This is a genomic window from Enterococcus sp. PF1-24 (assembly GCF_029893325.1).
Classification (GTDB): Bacteria; Bacillota; Bacilli; order Lactobacillales; family Enterococcaceae; genus HY326.
The window spans coordinates 1-1,123 of record NZ_JARXWL010000074.1 but is presented as its reverse complement, the minus strand read 5'-3'; the positions used below and the strand labels follow the sequence as shown (position 1 = coordinate 1,123).

Below are 1,123 nucleotides of genomic sequence, written 5' to 3'. Positions count from 1 at the left end.
CGTTTCTTTTGTAAGTCTTGCGGGCAGACATTCCTTGCGGAAGATACTATTACAGACCGACATTGTTGGATTTCTAATCGTGTAAAGTTATCAATCGCTGAAAGATTAACTGAACCGCTAACGATGAGTTTCATTTCTCGTTTAAAACATGTTTCAGTCACTACAGTTTTGCGGGTTTTACATCGTTTTTATGAAACTAAGCCGCCTCAGAATTCTGACTTACCAATCGTCTTATGTATGGATGAGTTTAAATCAGTAAAAAATGTGGCAGGGTCAATGAGTTTCATTATGATGGATGGACAAACAAAAGAATTAATTGATATTGTGGATAACCGACAATTACCTAATTTAAGAAACTATTTTTCTCGCTTTTCTTTGGCAGCTAGAGAACAGGTTCAAGTCATTGTTTCTGATTTTTATTCTCCTTATGATTCCTTACGGAAAGAATATTTTCCTAATGCTCAACTGGTAATTGATCGTTTTCACATTAGTCAACATATCGGCAGAGCTTTTTTGACAGAGCGAATTGCTAGAATGAAGCTATTGGCTAAAGGAACTTATCAAGAAAAAAGGCACTATGGACAATTAAAAAGGTATTGGAAATTGCTTCAAAAGAATGAATGGGATTTAGCTATTTCTAAACGTTATTGGCGACCACGATTTAAAGCACATCTTTCAGAGGTAGATATTGTGGCGCGGTTACTATCTTATGATTCACAGTTGAAAGAAAGTTATGATTACTATCAGGAGCTACTTTCTGCGATTCGTTGGAAAAACACAGAAAGATTTGATGAATTAATTAATAGAGACCTTGTAGGTCTTCCCCCACATTATCAAAGAGTTATTCAAACTTTTAGAAAATATCGTCAAGAGATTCATAATGCTTTTACATTGCCTTATTCTAACGGTTCTTTAGAGTGCGAAAACAATCATATCAAAGTATTAAAAAGAATTTCATACGGCTTTCGAAGTTTTAAAAACTTCAAATTACGAATCTTTTTACTTCGCGGAAAATATTTTTGGAAAGAAGAAAAAAGCAGTCAAGCAATGAAAGCTGCTTGACTGCAAAAATCAAATTATTCTATTGGATTTTCTCTTCACCAACACCAGTTGACAAAGAGCC

General features: G+C 34.4%; 1 protein-coding gene. It reads left to right on the top strand.

The window, feature by feature from the left end; all coding sequences use genetic code 11:
- Positions 1–1,062: ISL3 family transposase (locus tag M2139_RS14260; RefSeq protein WP_280739522.1), on the top strand; the 1,062-nt coding region annotated here is incomplete at its 5' end.
- Positions 1,063–1,123: the final 61 nt, after the last annotated feature.